Annotated in this window: 17 protein-coding genes and 1 pseudogene; 7 read left to right on the plus strand and 11 right to left on the minus strand. The window is 70.4% G+C overall.

Translation table 11 applies throughout. The features are described 5' to 3' along the window. Positions 1 to 352: 352 nt before the first annotated feature. Together mihF and AD017_RS30815 are read right to left on the minus strand one after the other, a co-directional pair. The gene (gene mihF, locus AD017_RS30810) at positions 353 to 670 is read right to left on the minus strand and encodes an integration host factor, actinobacterial type (RefSeq protein WP_060577206.1); all 318 of its coding nucleotides are present in this window, start codon (positions 668 to 670) and stop codon (positions 353 to 355) included. A 1,914-nt stretch (positions 671 to 2,584) separates the two neighbouring features. After that, positions 2,585 to 3,085 (minus strand): hypothetical protein, encoded by a 501-nt coding sequence (locus tag AD017_RS30815; protein ID WP_060577476.1) that lies wholly within the window; start codon positions 3,083 to 3,085, stop codon positions 2,585 to 2,587. A 679-nt stretch (positions 3,086 to 3,764) separates the two neighbouring features. On the opposite strand from AD017_RS30815, the gene AD017_RS33935 reads away from it, so the two are divergent. Together AD017_RS33935 and AD017_RS30820 are read left to right on the plus strand one after the other, a co-directional pair. Continuing rightward, positions 3,765 to 4,145 carry an Lsr2 family protein gene (locus AD017_RS33935; RefSeq protein ID WP_369821717.1) on the plus strand — a complete coding sequence of 127 codons (381 nt, stop codon included), beginning with the start codon at positions 3,765 to 3,767 and terminating at the stop codon, positions 4,143 to 4,145. Between the two features lie 677 nt (positions 4,146 to 4,822). Next, positions 4,823 to 5,506, plus strand: coding sequence for a hypothetical protein (locus tag AD017_RS30820; RefSeq protein ID WP_060577207.1), 684 nt, complete (start codon positions 4,823 to 4,825; stop codon positions 5,504 to 5,506). 116 nt (positions 5,507 to 5,622) lie between these two features. On the opposite strand, the gene AD017_RS30825 is transcribed toward AD017_RS30820, so the two are convergent. Continuing rightward, positions 5,623 to 6,048: a transcriptional regulator gene (locus tag AD017_RS30825; protein WP_060577208.1), complete on the minus strand. Its 426-nt coding sequence runs from the start codon at positions 6,046 to 6,048 to the stop codon at positions 5,623 to 5,625. Positions 6,049 to 6,528: 480 nt separating this feature from the next. Between AD017_RS30825 and AD017_RS30830 the strand changes: the two genes are divergently transcribed. After that, positions 6,529 to 7,347 (plus strand): DNA/RNA non-specific endonuclease, encoded by an 819-nt coding sequence (locus AD017_RS30830; protein WP_060577209.1) that lies wholly within the window; start codon positions 6,529 to 6,531, stop codon positions 7,345 to 7,347. A 363-nt stretch (positions 7,348 to 7,710) separates the two neighbouring features. Here the strand turns inward: AD017_RS30830 and AD017_RS37140 are convergent, their stop codons facing one another. The 3 genes and pseudogenes from AD017_RS37140 to AD017_RS35645 all read right to left on the minus strand — a co-directional run bounded on the left by AD017_RS37140 (position 7,711) and on the right by AD017_RS35645 (position 8,426). Beyond that, positions 7,711 to 7,920 (minus strand): hypothetical protein, encoded by a 210-nt coding sequence (locus AD017_RS37140; RefSeq protein WP_168172847.1) that lies wholly within the window; start codon positions 7,918 to 7,920, stop codon positions 7,711 to 7,713. A gap of 243 nt (positions 7,921 to 8,163) precedes the next feature. Beyond that, positions 8,164 to 8,343 (minus strand): annotated as a pseudogene (locus AD017_RS37605) (hypothetical protein); the annotation flags it as partial. Next, complete coding sequence (locus AD017_RS35645; RefSeq protein ID WP_168172848.1) at positions 8,271 to 8,426, minus strand: hypothetical protein; 156 nt, start codon at positions 8,424 to 8,426, stop codon at positions 8,271 to 8,273. The gene AD017_RS35645 and the pseudogene AD017_RS37605, both read right to left, overlap by 73 nt. 344 nt (positions 8,427 to 8,770) lie before the next feature. Here AD017_RS35645 and rhuM point away from each other — a divergent pair, with 344 nt between their 5' ends. Both rhuM and AD017_RS30850 read left to right on the plus strand, forming a co-directional pair. Then, positions 8,771 to 9,802, plus strand: a complete 1,032-nt coding sequence (gene rhuM, locus AD017_RS30845) for a RhuM family protein (protein WP_060577212.1) — start codon at positions 8,771 to 8,773, stop codon at positions 9,800 to 9,802. A 92-nt stretch (positions 9,803 to 9,894) separates the two neighbouring features. After that, complete coding sequence (locus AD017_RS30850) at positions 9,895 to 11,415, plus strand: MFS transporter (RefSeq protein WP_145984182.1); 1,521 nt, start codon at positions 9,895 to 9,897, stop codon at positions 11,413 to 11,415. Positions 11,416 to 11,772: 357 nt separating this feature from the next. On the opposite strand, the gene AD017_RS30855 is transcribed toward AD017_RS30850, so the two are convergent. Beyond that, positions 11,773 to 12,711: a hypothetical protein gene (locus tag AD017_RS30855; protein WP_060577213.1), complete on the minus strand. Its 939-nt coding sequence runs from the start codon at positions 12,709 to 12,711 to the stop codon at positions 11,773 to 11,775. A 354-nt stretch (positions 12,712 to 13,065) separates the two neighbouring features. Between AD017_RS30855 and AD017_RS30860 the strand changes: the two genes are divergently transcribed. Then, positions 13,066 to 13,551 (plus strand): Ltp family lipoprotein, encoded by a 486-nt coding sequence (locus tag AD017_RS30860; RefSeq protein WP_369821716.1) that lies wholly within the window; start codon positions 13,066 to 13,068, stop codon positions 13,549 to 13,551. Between the two features lie 668 nt (positions 13,552 to 14,219). Here the strand turns inward: AD017_RS30860 and AD017_RS30865 are convergent. The 4 genes from AD017_RS30865 to AD017_RS30880 all read right to left on the minus strand — a co-directional run bounded on the left by AD017_RS30865 (position 14,220) and on the right by AD017_RS30880 (position 19,043). Next, positions 14,220 to 14,789: a hypothetical protein gene (locus AD017_RS30865; protein ID WP_060577214.1), complete on the minus strand. Its 570-nt coding sequence runs from the start codon at positions 14,787 to 14,789 to the stop codon at positions 14,220 to 14,222. A 515-nt stretch (positions 14,790 to 15,304) separates the two neighbouring features. Continuing rightward, the gene (locus AD017_RS30870) at positions 15,305 to 15,805 is read right to left on the minus strand and encodes a (2Fe-2S)-binding protein (protein WP_227012945.1); all 501 of its coding nucleotides are present in this window, start codon (positions 15,803 to 15,805) and stop codon (positions 15,305 to 15,307) included. Then, positions 15,802 to 16,638 (minus strand): xanthine dehydrogenase family protein subunit M, encoded by an 837-nt coding sequence (locus tag AD017_RS30875; protein ID WP_060577215.1) that lies wholly within the window; start codon positions 16,636 to 16,638, stop codon positions 15,802 to 15,804. The genes AD017_RS30870 and AD017_RS30875 overlap by 4 nt, the downstream gene beginning before the upstream one ends. Continuing rightward, the gene (locus AD017_RS30880; RefSeq protein WP_060577216.1) at positions 16,635 to 19,043 is read right to left on the minus strand and encodes a xanthine dehydrogenase family protein molybdopterin-binding subunit; all 2,409 of its coding nucleotides are present in this window, start codon (positions 19,041 to 19,043) and stop codon (positions 16,635 to 16,637) included. The genes AD017_RS30875 and AD017_RS30880 overlap by 4 nt, the downstream gene beginning before the upstream one ends. 219 nt (positions 19,044 to 19,262) lie before the next feature. Here AD017_RS30880 and AD017_RS30885 point away from each other — a divergent pair, with 219 nt between their 5' ends. After that, complete coding sequence (locus AD017_RS30885) at positions 19,263 to 19,871, plus strand: TetR/AcrR family transcriptional regulator (RefSeq protein ID WP_060577217.1); 609 nt, start codon at positions 19,263 to 19,265, stop codon at positions 19,869 to 19,871. Positions 19,872 to 19,915: the final 44 nt, after the last annotated feature.

Genomic DNA, 19,915 nt, shown 5'->3' on the forward strand with positions numbered 1-19,915 from the left:
GCGCGACGCTTGAGGTAGCGGAAGTGGTACTCACTATTGAAAGAGGCGACTGTGCGAGGCAGCGGCCGCGGCGTCAGGGTCGCGCCCGAGTCGCGGATCCGGCCAGCCGGACCGGATTGAGGATCATGGCCGCTGCTGCCGCTGCTGCCGCTGCGGGTGCGCGGGTGCGCGGGCGGGGTGGAGGCGTGGTCGCGCTATGGCTTCGAGGGCGGCGAGGCAGCTGGCCACCACGGCGCAAGCCCCGACCCGCTCCAACGGACCCCCGTTCTGGTCGGTCTATCTCGGGCGTGACCGGATCGAGCGCTGTAATGGCGCTGCTCGGTCGCCCGAGCAGCCGAGCTGTGGCAACGCATCAGGGGCGCGGGTACTCGATGCGCAGCGCTTCGCGCTGGCGACGTCCCAGGCCGCGGATGCGGCGGTTCGGCGCGATACGCAGCCGTTGCATGAGCGCGGTCGCCCGGTGGTTCCCGAAGTTGGGCAGCGCCAACAGCAGCTCGACGACCTTAATCTGTTGAAGGGCGTCGTTGGTCTGGGCCTGGTTCAACACGTCCTCGACACTGGTCTCGGAGCGCCGGAGGCGGGCTTTGACGGCGGCTCGTTCCCGGCGGGCGGCGAGGGCCTTGTCCAGCGCCGCGGCGCGTTCGTTCGCGGCCAAGTGGGGAAGCGCCATGGTGTTCTTCCTACGGCATCGGCCCCCCGCGGGCGATGCTTGTGCCCGGCCTCGGTGGCCTGGGCCGGGTCGTCCGGTTCGTGGCCGGCTCGGCAGGCCCGGTACGGGCGTGATGGACATGGCGGCGGAACGCAATCGTTGTCGGTGCAGACGCCGGCTGCGACTCGGTATCTGGCAGCGAGCCGGGAGCAGGGCGCCGTTGGTCTGCCGCTGGCCGCGACCTGGTGCGCGCTCGTCGACACCGTGCGTGGTCGCCGGTGCGGGGCCTGGGGTTCACCGTCTGTCCGGGCACGTTCGTCGCACGGGTTGGGCAGTGGTGGCTGACAAGGGGCGGGGCAAGGGCTAAGCATGTTTGCGGCCCGTTCCCCAGTGCCCGGGCCGCCCGGGTGCGCGTGGCTTGCGGTCGGTGATGGCTGAGGCGGCGCGGACGGCCGGGCGGCGTGGAATGTCGGGTCGGGGTCGTGTCCCGATGACGGCCCCGACCCCGACGGCAGCTGTCCGCCCGCTCCCCAGCGGCGTGCAGCCCTGCTCGCAGTGTCAGGCGTAACCGGCGGTACGGGCGAGCGATTTGTGCGTTGTGAGTGAAACGTGACGTCGCCTGCCCCTCACAACGTGTTGATGTCACCGGCGCGAAACGGCGTGTCCGACCGTGCGACCGTCACTGTTCCTCGGTGAGACCTCGCGGCAGGGCCCGTCGAGCAGTGGTAACGGCGCCGCAGGGCAGCGCGGTCTCCGCCTGCCGACAGCTCGGAGCCCACGTCGAGTGTCGTGGCCGGGAGTCGACAGTCGCGGCCCAAGTAGCGCTGCGGTCCCCCTCTGGACGCGCAGTCGGCCGCGCGGGTCGCTCCTGTTGCTGCCGACTCGTCGGCCCAGGCTCGGGGTCTGCGGCCGGTAATCGTGGAGTCCCGCGGCAGGTGCACACCGACGCGGACCGCCGTGGGGAGGCTGTCAGCGCGCGCTCATCCAGGCCGGTCACGGCGCAGCGTGGACGCTTCGCCGCTCGCCGCGAGACCGATCCCTTCGTCGCTAGCGGCGCATCATGATCTATTGATGTTGAGCTAGACAGGGCGTTGAGCGCGCGGAGCGTGAGCGCGCGGCGATCTTGCTTACCTGGTGTGAACGGACGATGCGAAGGTCGTCGAGGTAGTGCGGTGCCGATCTGGGCTGGGTGTTGTCGCGGGACCGCGCCTGGCCACCCGAACCGAAGGTGCTCAGGCACGTCAGCCCGCGGCTGCCTTCGACGAGACTGTCTCCAGTCGTAGCGTGCGGTTGACGACCGTGTCGGCGACGGTGCGTGGTGTCGTGTCGGTGGCCGCAGCGAGGTGGTGCCGGTTCCTCCGCAGCGCGGGACCGAGGCAGCGGGTCCGGGGCGATGCCTGGGCCCGGAGTCCCGCTCTCCGGTGGCGCCGGCTCCCCGGCGGTGGCGGGATGGTCGTGGCTGGGTCGTCTCGGGCACAGGGTCGGAGTCCGCTGTATGGATCCGAGGTCGCGCCATCTGGGAGCCCGCATTTCGCGGCGGCCGTTGAGGCCGACGGCAGGGCGGAGGATGTGGAGCAGGCTCGCTGACGGTGGCCGTCGCAGCCGCTCGCTGGGCAGCTGTTCGTTGGACCCCTTCTGGGAGCGGCGGCTGCCGCTCACAGAACGGGCGGGCGTCAGCGTAGGAGTGTGGAGCGGGGTCGTCCAGAGCGGGCGCTCTCGCTCCGCTGCCTGCCAGCAGGGCCTCGTGAGCGGTAGAAACGCAGGTTCCGGTAGGTGGAGCGGGTGGTCGTCGTCCGGGCTCGATGTCGTTGCCGCCGCTGGGAGGTCCGGCCGGCGGGGTCCACGCCACCGATCGTGCGGCTCACCATCTTTCGGACTCGGGTCGGTGGTCGCGCTCCCCTACTGGCTTGGCCCGTCGGTCTTCGGGGCGCTCAGTCAGCTTCGGGGATTGGTGAGCATCTCGATCGGTGGCGTGTACTCGGTGACGCTGTTGATGGTGCGGTGCAGGGCGTGATGGACGACGTCGACGTCGTCGCTGTCCATGGTCTCGGCACGGATGCCTCGGTCGGCGAGCACGTGTCGGACCAGTAGCGCGTGGTCGTTCATTGCGCCGAGTACGCGTCGGTCCGCTGTCGTGGTGACCGTGACGGCGTCGGGGTCGAGCTCGCCGAGTGTATCGGTCGCGAGCGCTTCGGCACGTAGCGATGCTCGGATGGTGGAGACGAGAAGCAGGCCGAGAGGACGTATCTGCGATGCTCGGACGGCGGGTACGAACACCGAATACAACGTGCCCGCATGGGTGATGAGTAGACACTTGCGTCGGGCGAGCCAGATCTGGTTGACGTACCAGTCGCTCGGCGATGGTTGCACATGTGCCAGCGACCTTGGCTCGAGGCCCGCGAGGGACAGAATTTTCGCGGTCGCGCGCACGATCACCACCGCGATTTTACCGCACGTGGTCCCGGACGCCCGGAAGGGCGTCGCCCGCCGGGGACGTCCGGCTCGTCATCGCCGAGACGCCGCTGCTGCACCGTTCTGTCGCGTTATGGGTCGTCGATTCGACGACGGTCCTGCATTCGCCGCGGGGCGAGCACGGGCTCCTTGACCCGGGTGACCGTTCGGTCGGAGTTCCGGCTGGGGAGCAGTGTTGCTGTCGTCGACTATTTGGCGGGGTGTGCTTGGTGTCGAGGGCGCGCGTGAGCTCGGCCCCGGCCGGTGGGTCCGGTTCTCGACATGGTGAGGGCGGGTCGTGTCGTCGCAGCCCCCGGTGCATCGTCTCGTGGCGTGCGCGGACGCGAGGACGGCGCCGGCCGAAGAGGTGCCGACCACGTGATGGCGCGTGTGCGCCGGGAAGCGCGCCCGATGAGACTGTCGACGGGTCGGCCGGGCGCCCGCCCGGGTTGTGTGGCCGGTCGCTTCATCGGCCTGCGGCTCCCGTCTTACCCAGATTCAGCGATTGTCGAGTGGGATAGTTGCGCGCCAGCAGTTTCCGGTAGAGTCACGGCCTGTCTCCCACAATAGTGAATGAGAGGGCTCCTGTGGCACAAATCCGGACGGTGCGGCTCGTCGACGACATGAAGCCGACGAAACTGTCGTCTTCGGTCTCGATGGCGCGGTGCTCGAGATCGATCTCAGTTCTGGTAACGCGAGTGCACTGCGCGAGGCTCTCGCACCGTTCGTCGTCGCGGCCCGTAGGGCCGACGGCCGGCGGTCGGGTCGTCGTGCGCAGTCGGGCGGCTCGCGTGCACGCGCTTCCGCCGGCGGGGTGCAGATCCGAGAGCACAACCGCGCGGTGCGTGCGTGGGCGCGGGACAGCGGTTTTAAGGTCTCCGCGCGCGGCCGGCTCTCGGCCGAGATCATGGCGGCCTACGAGGCGCGCGCGGCCGAGCCGGAGTCAAAGGCGGCTGCCCGTTCGAGGCCGCGGAAGTCGGCCTCGAGGAATGATGCTTCGGGGGCGCAGGCCGGTACGCCGCGTTCGGTGCAGTTCAGCGGTTGATCCCCTCGGCGATCTCGGCGGATGTCGGCCGCGCAGCGCGAGCGATCGATGTAGGTCCAGTCGCGCCGTGTCCGATGGTTCGGCGCTGTCCGGTGCGCGGCGATAACGGGCGACATCTCATCATGCGGTCGCCTTGGCCGGCGCGGAGGATCATGGGATGTCTGGGTCGTGCGGGGAGACGGTCCGCTGCGGTAGCTCCGTGAGGTCGTCGCGAGGAAGGGGCAGCGGTTTCTGTTCGTCCAGTTCCGGGATCTCGTCGCCGGGTAGTTCGGGCAGTTCCCGTGGTGTCGGGATCGGCGGCTCTTGGTTCTCGTCCGGCCCGTCGGCAGTTGTTGATCTTGCGGTTGCTCGGGCTGTCATGGCTGGCCTCGCAAACTCTGCATGCTGGCCGATTTCACGGTACGCGGGAGAGCGCGGGGCTCAAAGGCGCGCCGCCGGCGTCGCGATGCACTCGTGTCGCGTCCTCGTCGATGCGGTCATGGTCTGGCGAGGGCGTGGGCACCTGTCGGTTCCGGTCGTGGTGCATCGGTGCCGGCCGGCCACAGGCAGGCCCGCCATCAGCTCAGGGGCACGGGACCCAGCTGCTGTGTTGTCGGTTCGTCTACGGGTCCGGTCCTGGCTGGTGCTCGGGGAGGGCAGGTCTGGCAGCCTGTGGCCATGTCTACGGTCCGAGTTTCATGAGCGAAGGGCCGTCGGGGCCGATCGAGCTGCGGTTGGAGTCGCTGGGACGGACGCTCGCGGCGCTCGATGCCGCCGTGCGCGGTCACGCGTCGCGTCTGGAGAGCCTGGAGCAGGCTGCCGGGCGGTTGGACGGATACAGCAGCGAGCAAGCGGGGGTGTTGGCTGAACTCCTCCCCCGCGTTGATCAGCTTGCCGCAGCGGTGGAGGTCCCCGGCGATGGTCTGGGTTCGAAGGCGGTGGAGTCGGCGCCGGTGGTGTGGGCGCTGCTCTCGGCCGAGGATGCCTGGACAGCATGGAATGCACTTTCCGGCTGGGTCGAGACGGTTGCTGTGCCCACGTTGGCCCCGACGGCGCGCCAGATCCCGCCGTGTTGGCCGATGCACGTCTGGGGCCGGGAGACGTTGTCGTGGTTGCATCAGACGCACGTGCAGGCCTACGGCGCACACGGGTCGGCGGCGCAGGCTGCGGAGTGGCACACGCGTTGGGTCGCCCAGGCCTACTCGGCGATCGATGCCCGGGGCGCGGCGCCGGGTGGGTACTGCGACACCGCTGGGCATCATTCGGAGCGGGTCGAGCGATCCGAGCCGCTGCGCACCGAGGACTGGAGTCCGTGGCTGGTTCGGGCGCGCGATTGCGATGTGGAGCGTCGCCGCGCAGAGCCCCCTGGTGGCGGGCGCTGACATCGTGTGCGTCGTCTCGACACCGCGCCTCGGCTCGCCGGTCCCGGGCGGTGTGGGCGGTCGCGTTCCTGGATGCCGATGCCCGGCGGGCGGGCTCGAAACAACGTGAACGTGGGTCAGTGCCGCTCAGAGACGTGCATCGTGTGGAGGTCCGCGACTACGCGGTTGAGGGCGTGGCGGGTTTCGGGACGTAGTTGGCCGATCGTGCGGATCAGTTCGTGGATCTCGGCTCGACGGATGATGAGGAGCAGCTCGTGCTCGTCGGGGGTGATCTCGCTGTGGGGGTCGTCGTGGAGGTAGGCGACGGAGACGCCGAAGAAGCGTGCGATGTCTTCCATCGTGGCTTTGGACGGGTTGGTGCCCCGGCCGAGGCGCAGTGCGTTGAGGTTGGCGCGCGAGACCGAGCCGCCGAGTGCTCGGATTCCGGCGACCATCTCCTCGAGTGTGTAGGGGCCCCGGTCACCGGGGTGCACCGTGTCGACGAGATGGTTGAGCTTGTCGGCCAGTGACCGCGGCGTCGGCTCGGTCTGATGCTCTCCCACCGTGCGGCCTCCTTCCTGACCCGTGGTGATCGATCCGGTGGATCGAAGCGTGGTGACGGTAACGGCAGTGGCCGGCACAGGGGCGGCGAGGGGGACGTCTCACCGAGAGGGTTCCTCTTCACGACGGCAGAGAGGCAACCTCGACCCACGCACCGGGTGCCACGACGAGGGGCTGACACAGCTGGTCCGGGGTTCTTCACCGCCCTGGCACGGGCGTGGCCGGAGGGTCGCTCCCGTGTCAGATGAGCGCACCGCATCACGGTGAGCGCCGCGGAGGTGGCCGGGCGGCCCTCTGGAGTCAAACAGGGCTCGTCGGGGTTGAGGACGTCGTCGTCGGACACGGCAATCTCGCACGGTGATTGCTCCGGACCGAGGTGGTCGGGGCAGATCCATGTTCTTCGGCGGTCAGCGAGTTGTCCGGTTCCCGAACAGCTCGCATCGGCAAGGCGGCGCGGGGACCCGTCCCCTAAGGTCGGTTTCGTGACTTCTTTTCCAGCGCGGGCCGGGTACGATCCGGACTTCCTCGGCGTGGCAGCGCCGATGCCGTCGCTGTCGGGCATTGAGACGGTGCAGTTGGACTACACCCATTTCACGACGTTGCACCGGCCGGATCGCCGTCTTGCTGCGGCGACCGCCGTCGCGATCGACGGTGCACGCCTGCGGGATCTGGAGCGCTCCGACGACTGGCGGCTCGACGACCGGCTTCCAGCCGCACAGCAGGCCGGCGAGGAGATCTACGCCGACAACGACCTGGACCGCGGGCATATGGTCCGGCGGGCCGACCCGGTGTGGGGCGAGGTGGATGAGGCCGAGCAGGCGAACTCCGACACCTTTCACTACACGAACGCCGCGCCGCAGGCGGCATCGTTCAATCAGGATCGCAAGTTGTGGCTCGGCTTAGAGGACTATCTGCTCGAAAACGCCGGCGATTATGACCGGAAGTTGATCGTGTTCACCGGGCCGGTGCTCGCCGACGACGATCCCGACTATCGGGGCACGCAGATTCTTCGATCTTTCTGGAAGATCGGGGGGTTCGTCACCGGTGGCAGGCTGGGCACGACCGGTTATCTACTCGATCAGAGCCCGCAGTTGGGCCAGCTACAGAGCGGGGAGGGGCCGCCGCCGCTCGGTCCGTTCCGCATGTTTCAGGTGCCGGTCGCGCGTATCGCCGAGCTGACTGGTCTCGATCTTGGCCCCGTGCTCTCGGCTGACCGGATGCCCGTGCCCGAGCCCGGCGTGGCTGCGCTCGCTGATCGCGGGGTGCGCCTGATCTCCTATGCCGTGATAGACGGGCTCTGAGCCCGCGGCCGCTGGCCCGGCGGCACAGGGCGACTCGGAGCGGTGGGGGCTTCTCAGCAGCTACTGCCCGCCACCGGGGTGGTTCGCGCGCTGTCGCGGCGCCCTATCGCGGAGGACGGGCGGTCCTGCTCACCGCGAGCTCCCGCGTCGGCCGGCCCGGCCCGGAACAGCTGCTGGTCGCGGTCACCCTTGCCGGGCAGATCCGGGCTCCCGGGAACCAGGACGGACGCCCGGGAGCGTAAACGTCATCCGACGTCGCGGCGCAGGAGGTCCTCGGGGATGTCGCGGCACAGCAACGGCAGCGTCGCCCCGCCACTGACGGCGACCACCGGACACGGGGGACCTGGTTGCAGGTCGAGGCCTTCACGCCTGGTAGGCCCCGGAGACCGGTATCGCCAGCACGTCACCGCGGGTGAGGTCCGCGGGGAGCCGCACAGCGTCGGCGAGAACGTCGGCGGACTCGCCGTGCCACCCCGCCACCTGCATCGGTTCGAGGTCGGCCCGGGTAGCGCGCCCCACGAGCCGCAGCGGGTGGCGGGCGCCGTAAAAGGCCGGTCGGGGGTCGTCGCTCATGCCGCCGTCGACCAGCACGATGCTGCGGCCGTCGCTGCGGCCCGGCAGAGCGCGACGCCGGCGCGCGCGACAGTCGCCCGGCCGGGTTCGACGAGCAGCTGTGGCTCGGCGATCCGTGGGCGGTGCACGCACCGGACACAGCGGGTCGGACGGCGCGGCCGAACGAGACCGGATCGATGACCGCTCTCCCTCGGCGTGGCCGGCGGCGTGGCCGCCGCCGCGGTCGAGCTGAGGCAGCGCGAGGCGGTGCTCGGCCCGGACGGCGGCGAGGAGCTCGACCATCCGGGTCGCGGCGGCCTCGTGGCGGCTGACGGAGCGGGCCTGGGAGCCGAGATGGCACTGCAGGCCGATCAGGCGCAGCTGCGGACGCGCGAGGATCCGGCCGACCGCGGCGAGGACCTCCCGATGGGGATGCCGAACCAGGAGTCCGCGGTGGCGGTCGTCAGGCCCGGGTGGGTGCGGGCCTCGACGCCGGGACGCACCCGCAGCAGCACCTTCTGTCTCACCGACGATGCGCCTGCCGTTATCCGGGACGGTTCGCCGTCGTGCCGCGATCAGCTCGGCGCAGAACTCATCGCAGGGAGATCCGTGTGTGGTCGGCGAGGCGTCGGTGTCGTCGATCCGGGTTGCGGGACAATTCATGTTATGACGGGTTCCGTGGCGACGGGCGCCTCCGAGCAGTGGCGAGGGTCTGTCGGAGGTAGCGCCCTGCAGATCGGGCGCCGCACCCGTGTAGTCGGGGCGACGGTCGTGGGGGCGTCCCTAGACGAGTCCGCTGGGTCGGACGGGGACCGGTTGCGGTCGCGGTGCTTGTCGCGGCCTGGTCCGAGTCTACGAGAGGGGCGGGGTCATGAGCGCTGAGGAGACGGGCGAGGAGATCGTCGTCTACCGCAGTGCCGATGGCTCCTCACAGGTCCAGCTGCGGGCGGTCGCGGGGACGGTCTGGATGTCGCAGGCGGAGATCGCTGATCTCTACGACACCTCAGTGTCGAACATCGCCCACATCATGCGGCGGATCCTCGATGACGGCGAGGTGACGGAGGCAACTATTGACTCGCAGTCAATAGTTCGTGCCGAGGGCGTCCGTCGTGTCCGACGCGACGTCAAGGTCTACAACCTCGACATGGTGCTCGCGGTGGGCTATCGGGTGTCGTCGCCGCGCGCGGTGCAGTTCCGCCAGTGGGCCACGACCACGCTGCGCGAGTACCTGATCAAGGGCTTCGCGCTCGACGATCGCCGGCTGCGGCAGCCGGGCTTAGACTACTTCGATGAGCTGCTCGAGCGCATCCGGGACATCCGAGCCTCGGAGCAACGCTTCTATCAAAAGGTCCGCGAGCTGTTCGCGATCAGCAGTGCCGACTACGACAGGGAGTCCGGTACTGCGCGAGCGTTCTTCGCCACCATCCAGAACAAGCTCATCTATGCGATTACTCAGCATACCGCCGCAGAGTTGGTGACGATGCGCTGCGATGCCGACGCCCCGAACCTGGGGCTGACCTCGTTCTCGGGGGGCCGGGTCGGCAAGGCTGATGTGACGGTGGCCAAGAACTATCTCAGCGAGCAGGAGGTATCTGATCTCAACTTGCTGACCACCCGGTTCCTGGACTTCGCCGAGGACCGGGCGCGTCGGCGCCAGTCGATTCTGATGTCGGAGTGGGTGAGCCAGACCGACCGGTTCATCGACTTCGACGAGCGTCCACTGTTGCGCGATGCTGGATCGGTGTCGGCGGCCGAGGCGAAGGCGGTGGCCGACGATCGCTACGCACGTTTTGACTCCCGCCGTCGGGCTGACGAGGCGCGGCGCGCGGAGCTCGAGGAGGCTGAGGATCTGCGGGCGCTGGCCGAGATCGAGAAGCGACGGGATGGCCCCGACCGCGGGTGACCAGGCACGTCCTTGACGTTCGCCGGCAACATCATCGAGACCGGCAGTCAGTCCTACCGGCTTGCCCACGCCCGGGCGAGTCGACAATCCGCGTGAAGGTTGTCATCGCCCGGCCGAGAGGTGGTCTCGGGTCGAGAGCGTTGATAGGTTTGTCCTGTGAGTTCTGCGGGCCGTCCGAGCTGATGTCCGGCGGGGAGGGTGCTTCCACCCAGTCCCCGCCACCGAGTCGGAGCAGCGCGGCGCTGGTCGTGCTATCGGTTGCTCAGTTCACCGCCGCCCTTGAGTTCTCGATCGTCTTCGTCGCGTTGCCGAGCATCGACCGGGACCTGCAGATGGGCACGGTCCTCGCGCAGTGGGTCGCCAGCGCCTACGCGGTGATGCTCGCGAGCTGGCTGATTGTCGCCGGCCGGCTCGCAGACCGATTCGGCGCGGCCCGGTTGTTCGTCCACGCGATGGCGCTGTTCGGTCTGACCAGCGCCGTCGCCGCCGCGGCTCCCACCGCTGAGGTCCTGCTCGCCGCACGCGCAGGACAAGGACTCGCCGCGGCGCTGCTCCAACCAGCAGCACTGGGTCTGCTGCAGGCACGGTTCATCGCTCCCGTCGACCGGAGAAGGGCGTTCGGGATCTGGAGCGCTGCAGGAGCCCTCGGACTGGCACTGGGCGCCCTGATCGGTGGGCTGTTGACAGTGCTGTCCTGGCGGCTGACATTCGCCATCAACATCCCGCTCGTCGTCGCCTGCGCGATCGGCGCGATCGTCTGGCTCCGCCACGCCGAGCACCCGAAGCCTGAAAGACCGATCCCGCTGCGCGCCGCGAGTCTGGCAACCGGCACCGTCCTTGCGCTGACCATCGGCTTGACCGCGGCCGCCGACAGGGGCTGGTCGAGCCCCGAGACCCTCCTCGGGCTCGCGCTCGCGGTGGTGCTGGCCCTCGGGGTCCTCACTCACGAGCGCCGCGCCGCGCACGTTCTCATCGACCGGGGCCTACGGCGGGCGCCGAGCCTGCGACTCGGCGCTCTCGCCACCGCGCTCTACATGGCCAGCATGGGCTCGACCTACTACCTGCTCACCGTGCTGTTCCAGTTGGTCGCGGCCCGAGACCCCATCGCCACCGGGCTCGCGTTCCTCCCGCTCACCATCAGCGTCGCGTTCGGCGGTCCACTCGCTCAACAAGCGATGAAGCTCAGATCAGACACCGCCGTACTGGCTGCAGGTTTCGCTCTCGGAGCTGTCGGCCTGGTCGGGCTCGCCATCACCACGACCAGCTCGCTCGCGGTGATGACGCCGGCGCTGGTCCTGACCGGGCTCGGCAACGGCGCCGTGTTCACCACCATGTTCGTGATCGGCACCCGCGACACCCCAGCCGACCACCGAAGCAGCGCCGGCGCCCTGCTGACCACCACCCAGTACGTCTCCAGCGCCGTCGCTCTGGGCTGCCTCGTCCTCGTTCTCGGGGCGCAGCCAACCAGCGCAAGCACTGCCACCGCGCTTGCACTCACCGCGGCACTCGCCGCGCTCGGCGGCGGGATCGCCCTCGCCAGCCCCCACATCATCCGCGCAGAACACCCGCCCGGGGCCACCGCAGAAGACGACAACCGGGGCCAGAAGACTTGACGACACTCAGCTGGTCGGCCACCGCGGATTCCGGGCGGCATCTGGAGACGTGACGCAGCTGCTCAGCGCCGTGGCATCGGCGGGATGTGACACGGCCACGACCTGATCGGTCGGGTGCTCTGGCCCTCGGCGCAGGAGACGTGATGGCCGCATCGGACAGTGTGAACGATGTGGTGGTGGGCCTGCTTCGGCGACCAGCTCGCCAAGGCGGGTCCGGACCGGCTCCGAGCGATGATCCAAGCCCGCCGAGGCGTTGGTGTCCACTGATGCCGCCGCGGCGTGCGGACTGGGTGGCGAGAACCCCGTGCCCGAAACCGATCCAGCTGCGCTCGGATGTATCGGGCCCGAGAGAACCTTTCACTGGTCAGTGCGCAGCGCTGCGGTGAGCGCCGCGAGATCGTCGGGATGCAGGCGCCGGCGCGGCCCGCTGTCGGCTGTGGCGTGCAGGTGCCGGAGTTCGGCGAGCCCGTCGTCGCGTTCCCGGCGGGCCTGCTCCAGCTGGTCGGCCAGGCTGCGGGTCTCGTCGCGGGCGCGGTCGGCGGCGGCCGCGGTCGCGGTGTACTGGTCGCGTAGCTGCTCGGCGGTGGTGCGGGCCTCGTGGAGCACCTCCTGCTGCGCGACGAGCCGGGTCCGCTGCTCGGCCGCGGTGTCGGCGAGCCGGTCCCGCTCGGCCCGAAGCCCGTCGTGGTCGGTGCGCAGTGCCGCGAGCCCTTCGGTGGCCTGGTCACGAGCGCGTTCGGCGCCGGCGATCTGTCGCCGTGCCGCGTCGCGGTCATGTTCGGCGGTGCGCGCGGCCAGGACGGCTGCCTCCCGGTCGCGGTCGGCGGCCGCGGCCCGCTCCCCCGCCTCTCGGGCGTCGTCCACGGCGCGGTCGCGGGCGGCGGTGGCGTCGCCGGCCTGCTGACGGGCGGCACCGAGTGCCTCGGTGGCCTCGAGAGCCGCGGCCGCGGCCTCCTCGGCGCGGGTGACCGCCTCGGTCCGTTCGCGACGGGCCTCGGCGGCGGAGGCGTCGGCGTCACGGGCCCGGACCAGCGCGGCGCCGCGGGCCCGCTCGGCGTCCTGGCGGGCAGCGTCGGCCTCGGCCGCCTTCGTGCGGGCCTGCTCGGTGGCGGCCAGGGCGTCACGTTCGACCTCGTCGAGCCGCTCCCCCACCCCGGCCAGCGCGCCGGCCAACTCGGCGACCGGGCCGGCGACGGCGGCAACGTGCTCGCGCAGCCGGTCGGCGTCGAGCGCAAACGCGCCCGACCCGGTCTCGAGCCCGAGGGTGCCCAACGCGTCGCGTTCGGCGCGGGCCATCTGCGCACACGAGCGCCTGCCCTCCCAGCGGGTGTCACGGCAGAACGACCGGGGACGTCCGCCCTGGGGGCCGGGAGACGGGAGCTCAGCGCGGCATCGGCTGTATCCGCAGCGTACAGCGGTGTCGGTCACACTCGACAGGCTATCTGTTCAGTTTTCATAACTCGAAACTAGGTTCCTTGTACGTTCAGGGCGATCTACACACCAACGGAATTCTTGTTTCGTTGGTGTATGGCACGCGCCAGCACGCGGACGCCCCGCCCCCTCTGCGCCCGCAAGCTGGGCGCAGCAGACGCCGCAGCCCCGGCTCCGAAACGACGGCGGAAGTGGCCCTTCATCGTCGGCGGCGCAGTCGTGCTGATCGTCGCCGCCGCAGCAGCGGGCACCAACGATGGACGCACAGAGTCTCCGACCGCAGCGACTCCGACCTTTGCGCCAGCCGTCGTCCCGCCCACCTCAGTCGCCGCACCGCCCCCGGCGCCAGTGCCCAACACGGCATCCGCCCCGGAAACGTTCTCTGCGGCCCCGCCGGAGCCGACCACACCGGCCCTGTCGGTGAGCCGCCAGAACGCGGTCGAGTCGGCCGAGAGCTACCTCGACTACAGCGCGTTCTCCCGCAAGGGCTTGATCGACCAGCTCGAGTACGAGGAATTCTCCACTGCCGACGCAACGTACGCCGTTGACCACGTGACCGTCGACTGGAACGAGCAAGCCGCGAAGTCCGCGAAGAGCTACATGGACTACAGCTCGTTCTCCCGCGGAAGCCTCATCGACCAACTGGAGTTCGAAGGCTTCACGGCTGCGCAGGCCAAGCACGGCGCGGACTCGGTCGGGCTCTGACCCACTGCGGCCCGGGCGCAGGCAGGCTGCGCACCCTGCGCGACGTCGTCACGCACCTACGGGCGCATACAAGTCGAGCCCCCACTACCCGTCTTGGGCGGTGGGGGCTCGTCTGTTGCGCGGCTCCGCTCCCGGCTATAACCCCACGCCGGGGGATCGGCTACCCCCTCGACGCATACCAGCGGCCGATGAAGCGGAACTGCTGCCCGCCGGCGACCACGCAGTAGCCACCGGGAGATCGATGGGATGGCACGGCCGACCATTCCGGAGCTCTGCGTGCCCGGTGAGGGCGCTGCAGTAGGAGATGTACTGCCGCTGGGAAAATACCGACCACCCGAAACGCTGGTGATCCAACCTGTGACCTGCTGATTCACTGGTCGAGGCGGGTCGTCGTTGGGCGTCGCGGGTCGAGCTGGTTTGTACCCAATTTGTACCGGCTGCTGCACCACTTGGCGACCAGGCTCGTCAGCGCGCTCCACGCGCACCACCACCACGACGGGCTGAGCCTGGCGTTCACCACGTGGCCCGATCACTCTGAGAACACGTAAGGCATCACCGGTGCAACGGACAGTCTGGTCTCGGCGCGACCTCTAAGGACGGCCCGTCGACCCATGATGGGACCGACGCGACATCGGACCGCGTCAGCAGTCACTCGGCGAAGACCAGTCTTACCCGCCGCAAACCGAGGCGACCGGGTTCTTCACACACGTGTTGTACTCCGCAGATCCAGGCGCGTACCCACCACCGACCGGGGCAAGGCCGTCAGCGATCCGCTGCCGCTGCGTGGCTTCACTGGGAGGGCCGGGGTTTCCTGACCACGCCTGCTGCTGGGCGTACTCCCGCTGAGCCCGCTCCTTGGCAGCGATCAGCTCGGGGCAATCCTTGTTCACGATCAGGTTGCCGACAAGCCGGGCTGCAGCGTGCGGCTCGCACGTGAGGGCCAGCCCACCAGTCGATGCCTGCGACTCCTCCGCGCCCCTCACTTTCCGGGCCTGATCCGCTGCCGCCTGCCTGGCGTCCTCAACTACCTTCACCGCCCGGACCGCATCCACGACCGCCTCTGCAGCCACGCCGCGTTCGGCCGGCACCATCGACACCGCGCTCCCCGAGACCGGAGCCTGGGCGATGACACTCTCGGCAGTGGCCGGGATAGGGGTGACGGTCGCCGCAATCACCGTGCCGGCGACGACGGAGACACCGACGACGAGACCGGCCAGGGTGCGGATGATCGTGTTCATGGGCTGCCTCGTGTGCGTAGCGGGATCCGGGCTCAGAGCTGGTGGCTCTCACCCGGTCCATCGACCCGCCAGATGCCACGTTATCCACCTCTGACCAGGCTCAACAGTTCTGATGAGACGGTCCCGAAGAGTTCGCCGAAACCCGAAATCCGCGGATTAAAAGGACTCGCGACGCCGTCGATCAGAGCCTTTACCTGCACCGAGGGTCACGCCACCGGTCGCATGAGGCCTCGGGCCTCTCACTGCTATACGTCGTTTCGCACCACACCTGATTCCATAGACCGAGTCGAACTCAAGGCCGCCGGTCCTTATGTACGATGACTCTCAACTTCGGAAGCTGCTCGACCGGGATCGGGGCCAGATCGTCGCCAGCCGAAGGATGCGCGTTCATCAGCGCGTCGGCCTCCGCGGACAGTGGATCTTGGCGGGATCGCGAAAGTGCACGCCACCGGCGTGATGCTGGAATCCAAACGCCGACCACCGGCTGCCAGCTGAGCGGTGGACGGGTGCGGCCCTCAGCCGTCGACGTCCTCCGAAGGGTCCGGCCGCTGCGAGACGGCGGCGCGCGCGGCGCGCAGGATCTGTTGGCAACCCGTGCACCGGCAGAGGTTCCCGGACAGGGACGACCGGACGGCGTCCTCCGACGGCGCCGGATCGTGCCGGAGGAGCGCGTGCAGGCACATGATCGGACCGGCGATGCAGTAGCCGCACTGGAACCCGTCCTCGTCCCGGAAGGCCCGCTGGACCGGGTCGAGCGCTGCGTCGCCCGGGGCCAGCCCCTGGATTGTGCGGACCGCGCTCCGGTCGGCCCGCCAGGCCGGCACGACGCAGGACTTGTACGCCCGGTCGTCGACGAGGACGGTGCAGGCCCCGCAGTCGCCGTTGGCGCACCCGATGTGGGTGCCGGTCCGGCCGGTCCGGCGCAGCATCTGCGCGAGGGACTCGGTCGGGTCGGCGAGCGGGACCGCGAGCACCTCACCGTCGACCGTCAGCTCCACCGAGCGGCACGTGGTCACGTCGCGTCCTCCTCGTCCTGCCACGCGGCGGCCAGCGCCCGCTGCACCGCGACCGGCGCGACACGCCGCCGGTAACGGGCGTCGGCCAGCTCGTCGGCCCACCAGCGGACGTCGCCGGTGGCACACGCGTCCTCGATGCGGTCCGCGAGGACCCCGCGGTCGGGTGGCAGGCCCGGATCGAGCTCGAGGACGACGGGGCGCTCCACGGCGGCCCCGACCGCCACGACGACCGAGTCGTCGGGCCGTCGCAGGACGGCCGCCGTGGCGAGCGGCCAGCTGCTCTCGGACCGCTTGATCTTGCAGTATCCGAACCGGTGCCCCGCGGCGTCGGGAACGGTGATCGCCAGCAACGCCGCGCCGGTGGCGGCCGCCGTCCGGAAGGGACCGGTGAAGAAGTCCGCGGCCGGCACCTCCCGGGTCCCGGTCACGTCCGCCAGGTGCATCGTCGCGCCGGCCGCGACGAGCCCCGCCAGCATGTCCGACGCCGGGTTCGCGAAACACGCCGCCCCGGCGAGGGTGCCCTGGTTACGGATCTGGGGCCCGCCGGTGATGCCGCGGGAGATCCGGACGAGCAGCGGCGGGGCGGCCGGATGGTCGAGCATCGAGGTGTAGGTGGCGAGCGGCCCGATCGTGGCGGTGCCCCGCTCGTCCACCGTGACGGTCGCCGACCGGGGCAACCTGTCGAGAGCGAGAAGCACGTCCGGCCGCCGGGTCCGGTTCGCCAGCCGGGGCATCAGCATGGTCCCCCCGGCCACGATTGCCGGGTCCGCCGCGTCGGCGAGCCCGTCGACGAGCTCGTCAACGGTGCCGGGGAGGTGCAGCACCGGGATCACGGGCCCACCCCGGAGGGGCCGGCCGCGGCGGGTGCCGGGTCGGTGGACGCGTCGACGAGCTCGAGTACCCGGGGCGGGGTCATCGGGGTGACGACCGGTTGCCGGTGGTCGCTGCGCGTCGCGTCGCGGACGGCCGACACCACGGCGGCGGTGACACCACCGATGCCCGACTCTCCCGCGCCCTTGGTCCCGAGCAGGGTGAACGGGGACGGGGACTCGATGTGGTCGAGCTCGATGTCCGGCATGTCCGCGAGGCGGGGAAGCATGTAGTGCTTGAAGCCGAGGCTGAGCGGGTGCCCGGTCGGGGAGTAGAGCTCCTCCTCCGTGAGCGCGATGCCGATGCCCATGGCCACGGCGCCGTTGATCTGGGCGTCGACCATCCTGGGGTTGATCACTGTTCCGCAGTCGTGCACGGCCCGCACCCGCAGCACCGAGACGTTCCCGGTCTCGATGTCCACGGCCACCTCGGCGATGTAGACGCCGTAGGAGTAGGTCGGGTACTGCTGCACGCGCCCGGTGGGGTCCGGAACGGACTGCAGGTTGCCGGGCATGTAGGTGGCGGTCGCCTCGAGCTGCTCGGAGTCGAGTCCGGGACGGCTGGACCCGAAGGCGCGGACCTGCTGTGCGAGCGCGGCCACGGAGACGCCGTGCCCCTCGGCGCGGTACGAGCCGTCGCCGACCTCGACCTTCTCCGGCGCGACCCCGAACCGGGTCGCCGCCGCACGGACGAGGACGCCGCGCAGCCGGTCGGCGGCCTGCCACGCCGCGCTGCCACCGGCGAGGACGGCTCGGCTGGAGAAGCTGCCTCCCCCGTAGGGGGTGCGGTCGGTGTCGCCCTGGACGACGCGGACGCCGGCGACGTCGATGCCGATGCGCTCGGCGACGAGCTGGGCGATCGCCGTCTCGCTGCCCGTGCCGGGGCTGGTCACGCCGGTCAGGACGGTGGCGCCGCCACTGGTGTCGAGGCGGATCGTCGCGGTCTCCGATCCGCGGGACATGCCGCCCGCGGGGTCGCGGCCCTCCGGGGTCAGCTCGAAGGCGAGGCCCGTTCCGGTCCGCACGTGCGGGCCGACCGGTCCTCGCCGGTCCCCGCGGCCTGCCATGCGCAGCGCCATGTCCAGTACGCGGTGGTAGTCGCCCGAGTCGATGGTCATCGTGGCCGTCCGGTGCGGGAGCTGCTCCCGGTACAGGAGGTTCCGGCGGCGCACGTCGACGGGGCCGACACCCAGCTCCCGGGCGACGGCGTCCGCGGCCGACTCCAGGACCAGGGTCGTGATCTCCTTCCCGAAGCCGCGTGCACCGTTCCACGGTCCCTTGTTCGTGAGCACCGCCCGCCAGCGGACCCGGTAGGCGGCCAGGTCGTAGCCCCCGGGGAAGGACGCCGCGGCGACGCCCGGCATGCCGATCCCCGGCGTCGCGGCGAGGGCGCCAACGTCGGCCTCCAGGGTGACCTCCAGGCCGAGGAGGCGCGCGTCGCGGTCGAACCCGACCCGGTACCGGGCGCGGTACTCGCGGGCGCCGACGAGCAGCGACTCGGCCCGGGACTCGACCCACCGGACCGGCCGGCCCAGCAGGCGCGCCAGCGCGCACACGACCGGCTCCTCCGGCATGCCGATGAACTTGAACCCGAACCCGCCACCGAGCGGGGGAGCGACCACCCGGATGTCACCCTCGGCCAGACCGAGCATCCGGGCCAGGTTCGCGCGGAACGCGTGCGGGTTCTGCAACGCGGCGCGCACCAGCAGCCTGCGCTCGCCGGTGTCCCACCGCGCGATGCACCCGCGCGTCTCGAGCGGCACCGCGCTGCCCCGCCCCATGTGCACCTCCCCCGTCACCGTGTGCGGCGCTCGCGCGAGGGCCTCCTCCACCCGGCCCTCCTCCACGACGCCGTCGAGGAGCGTGTTCGTGGGGAGCTGCGGACGGATCCGGGGGGCGTCCGCCCGGGACGCCTGGTCGATGTCGAGCACGACGGGCAGCGGACGGTACGACACCTGTACGAGGTCGGCCGCCGTCCCGGCGACCCGTTCGGAGTCCGCGACCACGACGGCCACGGGGTCCCCGACGAAGCGGACCCGATCCGCGGTGAGACACGGGACGGTGACCGGTCCCACGGCGCCGGTACCGGCCCCGTCCGGGAGCGCGACCAGGTCCCCGACGAGCGTGGCGGTCTCGGCCCCGGTCAGGACCGCGTGCACGCCGGGAACCCGGGCCGCGGACGCGGTGTCGACGTGCTCGATCTCGGCGTGCGCGACGGTGCTCCGGACGAAGACGGCGTGCAGGCACTCCGCGGGCGGCTCGTCGTCGAGGTAGCGGATCTCGCCGCGGACGAACCGCTCGCCGTCGATACGGGGCGCCGGGCCGCGACCGTGGTCACGGGCGCCGACTGGACCGGGCGTGCCGTCCATGGGCCGTCCTCCTGTCCTCGTCGCGGAGGCGTGCTCTCGTCAATGAGCGTCTACTCACCGGGCGAAGTATCGGGTTGAACCGGCTGGGCGTCAACTAGGCGCAGCTCAACGCCTCGAACAAGGATTCGTTGACGCCGTCGATTCGAGGGTGCTACAACCTCACCACAACTTGGTGAGTGAGCACTCATTCCTCACCTCGAGCAATGAGGGGGCCGACCGGTGTCGATACGGGAGCGCATTCTCGATGCAACGGCGCGCATCATTCGCGAGGACGGCATCGCGGCAGTCAGGACGAAGCGGATCGCCGCGCTGGCCGACTGCTCCGAGGGGTCGATCTTCAAGCACTTCGAGGACAAGGGTGCATTGCTCGCCGCGGTGCTGACCTACGGGCTGCCCGAGGGGCACGCGCTCGTCGAAGCCGGCGCCCGGGCGCGCGATGCGTTCGACCTCCGCGCGGGGCTGGTCGTCCTCACCGACGCGACCCGCGACTACTACCGCGCGAGCCTGCCGATGTCGGGGTCCGCCCTGTCCGACCGCGGGCTGTTCGAACGCTATGCGAGCGCACACCGCAAGGCGGGGACCGGTCCGCACCTGGTCTGGGAGCGGATCGCCGCCTACCTCGCGGTGCAGCAGGACCGCGGGACCGTGACCAGGGACGTCGACGTCCGGATGGAGGCGATGACGCTGGCGGGCGCCTGCCAGTACGCGGCGTGGGTCGAGATGATCAGCGGTCTCGACGCCGTGCCGTACGGCCGCGACTTCATCGCACGCCTGGTGGACAGCCGGATCGCCGCGCTGTCACCCAGCGATCTCGACATCGGCACCTGACCGCCGATCACCGCACGCCCCGGGGCCGATCGGCCCCGGTGGCT

Origin of the sequence: Pseudonocardia sp. EC080619-01 (assembly GCF_001420995.1) — a bacterium.
Taxonomy (GTDB): Bacteria; Actinomycetota; Actinomycetes; order Mycobacteriales; family Pseudonocardiaceae; genus Pseudonocardia.

What these genes read in the sequence shown, in the direction of transcription:
- AD017_RS37140 (WP_168172847.1), bottom strand. Translation starts at nt 7,920, where the DNA reads ATGAGCGACGACCCCCGACCGGCCTTTTACGGCGCCCGCCACCCGCTG.
- AD017_RS30865 (WP_060577214.1), bottom strand. Translation starts at nt 14,789, where the DNA reads ATGAACACGATCATCCGCACCCTGGCCGGTCTCGTCGTCGGTGTCTCC.
- AD017_RS30855 (WP_060577213.1), bottom strand. Translation starts at nt 12,711, where the DNA reads ATGGCCCGCGCCGAACGCGACGCGTTGGGCACCCTCGGGCTCGAGACC.
- mihF (WP_060577206.1), bottom strand. Translation starts at nt 670, where the DNA reads ATGGCGCTTCCCCACTTGGCCGCGAACGAACGCGCCGCGGCGCTGGAC.
- rhuM (WP_060577212.1), top strand. Translation starts at nt 8,771, where the DNA reads ATGAGCGCTGAGGAGACGGGCGAGGAGATCGTCGTCTACCGCAGTGCC.
- AD017_RS30880 (WP_060577216.1), bottom strand. Translation starts at nt 19,043, where the DNA reads ATGGACGGCACGCCCGGTCCAGTCGGCGCCCGTGACCACGGTCGCGGC.
- AD017_RS30820 (WP_060577207.1), top strand. Translation starts at nt 4,823, where the DNA reads ATGAGCGAAGGGCCGTCGGGGCCGATCGAGCTGCGGTTGGAGTCGCTG.